This window comes from Mycobacterium sp. (assembly GCF_039583785.1).
In the GTDB taxonomy this organism is placed as follows: Bacteria; Actinomycetota; Actinomycetes; order Mycobacteriales; family Mycobacteriaceae; genus Mycobacterium.
Genome location: NZ_JAVKSG010000173.1, coordinates 1 through 2,441 on the forward strand (window position 1 = coordinate 1; position 2,441 = coordinate 2,441).

2 protein-coding genes are annotated in these 2,441 nt (G+C 65.8%); one reads left to right on the forward strand and one right to left on the reverse strand.

The window, feature by feature from the left end:
• Positions 1–10 precede the first annotated feature (10 nt).
• Positions 11–859, reverse strand: coding sequence for a hypothetical protein (locus ABDV69_RS21040; protein ID WP_343577740.1), 849 nt, complete (start codon positions 857–859; stop codon positions 11–13).
• Positions 860–1,383: 524 nt separating this feature from the next.
• On the opposite strand from ABDV69_RS21040, the gene ABDV69_RS21045 reads away from it, so the two are divergent.
• Positions 1,384–2,157, forward strand: a complete 774-nt coding sequence (locus ABDV69_RS21045) for a hypothetical protein (protein ID WP_343577742.1) — start codon at positions 1,384–1,386, stop codon at positions 2,155–2,157.
• The last annotated feature ends 284 nt before the right edge of the window (positions 2,158–2,441 follow it).

The window sequence follows — 2,441 nt, forward strand, 5'->3', positions numbered from 1 at the left end:
CAGTCAGGACCTACGAGTTGCTGCAAGTGGAATACGAACTGGTGACCTGACCATTCGCGTCGCCAACGATTCCTGCGATCGTCGCCGAAGCACCGTCCCCGCTCGCTGATAACGCTGAGCGGAACAGCAGGCAGACCAGCGACGACTTGTCACCAAGCTCAAATGCTCTGCCGCAAACACCTCTGCCCAGTGGGTTTTGAATGCGCTGGGGGTCGACTGCGAGTCGACTGATGGCCAGGCCGTGAGCGCGGCACGGGCGAAGTCGACCGCGTTTCTGGTCGGCGGCTCCCGTCGGTCTGGGCCAGATCGTGCACGTAAGAAGCCCAGCCGGCGCAGTGTGTCCTTGACGTCGGAGGTGGCGGCTGCCGCCGACTGCTCTGTGATCGTGGAGCCGTCGCCGCCCATCCACCCCCAGCGCATCGAGCAGTTCCGCCACGATCGTTTCGACGTTGTCGGTGGTCTCGGCGGCCAACGCGGCCAGACACAACAACCCAGCGTCGTAGACACACCGGTCGGCGGATCCGACCGGTGTCCGTTCGGCCAGGTGCCACCACAAACCGACGGGGTCACTGCGCAGCGCCTTTCCCCGCGTGGTCGCGAGCAGTCGGCCGCGGTGCTTGCGCAGCAACCCGACCTGTTGCGCTGACTGACGCAGGTGTAGCACCGGATAGGTGAGATCCTCGCGGATGCTGGCCCCGATCCACATCTTGTCGAACTCGAGCTCGGTGAACGCGGCCTCAACGTGTACCGGCGGCAGGTAGCCGGCCTGGGTCAGTGTGACGCCGTCGTCGCCCACCCGCTCCAACAACCACGCGTATGGCCGCACCGCCGCGGCGGCTGCGTCGGTGTCGATCGACACCGGATCGTAGTCGCGCGCTGCTCAGCAGTTGCCGCCACCGGCGCTGCCCGTACGTGGTCTGCATGCCGTCGAGGAGATCCCTTGGTGGGCTGGTGATTTCGTGTGGGGACGCAATGCTGCCACGATTGGCGAACACCTGGTTGATCCGGTCGATGTCGAACTGTGTCGGTGCCCAGTCGCCTGGATCAGTTTCGGGACCGTAGATTTCGGCGTAGTGGTCCCGGGCTGCGGCATGGTCGGGGTGCTTTGGATCGGTGGCCGCGACCAGCAGCGCGTAGCTGCCGACACCGCCGCAGTCCTCGGCGGGGCCGGGTTGGCGCCCGCCGGTGCAGATCGCGGCCGGGTCTCCGCAAGCAGATCCTCGACCGATGTCGCGCCGGCCAGGCCAATCGCTGCGCAAGCGTCTGGACATCGGCAGAGCCGAGTCCCGCCAGCGCCTCGTCGATGATCCGCTGGGTTTCGTCGTTGTCGCTTCCCACGCCGGCGACGGTAGCTCGCCGGCGTGGTGCTGTCAGGATGGCTGAGTGGACTACCTGGAGTCGACGGAGATCTCCGACGTCACCGATGCGCTGGGCCTGTGGCGGCGGCTGGTGTCGGGTGCTGTCGGCCGTCCACTGCCGTCGGCTGTCGCGGTCGATGCGTTCCGACGAGTCCACCGCGGGGGTGAGTCGGGCGCCTTCGACTCCGCCCTGCTGCTGTGTACCGACTGGCGCTGGCGCCGCGTGAGCGCGCAGGTGCTTGCCGGCATCGTAGAGTCAGGCGTCCTCGACGATGATGACCAAGATCGGCTCGCCGACACGCTGCTCTGGCAGGAGCGGGTGCGCTACCGGCACCCGATTTGGTGGATCGGCACCAGCTTCGTCGAATACCACCTCGACGCTCCAAAAGCGTGCCGGAGGCTCCGCGTCGACCCCGACACTCTCTCGACTGCGGACCGCAGTGTGTGGCCGCCGCTGCGGAGCTGGGCTGCTGGCCACGTTCTGTGTCGAAGCCGAGCTGCAGCCGACGACGTCCTCCAACACGCGCGGTCGCTGCCGGCCCGCGACGCGGCAGCCGTCGTGACCGGAGCCGTCCGCGTAGCCGACGCCCTTGACGACGATCAGGCGCGAACCGTGCTGAATGCGGCGTTGGAATGGGGACATAAAGCACCCCGCAAAGCAGCCCTGGAATGGCTGCTTGCCTGCGGCGACGACGAACTGGTTCAGGCGCTGGCCGTAGACGATCCAGACGCCTCGATCCGACAGTGGGCATCCGAACAACTCGCCAACAAAGCCACCCAGGGCGGCCTATTCGACTGACTCACCATGCATTCCGTCCATCGAGCGCCTGCGTCGTCGGTGGGATCCACCAGACTCGGTTGCTGACCGTAGAGCGGCGGGATGCACTGAATTCGATGTGAAGGTGGAGGACTCAGTGTGGGCATCTCATAGTGTTGCCCGCATCGCATCCGCGCACGCCCCTCAGCTCACCCGCCACAAGCAGTAGCAGTTGACGGAGGGTAGATTCCCAACTTGTCAGCGATGTCAGGTAACTCTGCCGTTTCAGTTGCGTCCGATCGGCAAAACGACTGGTGAAAGCATTG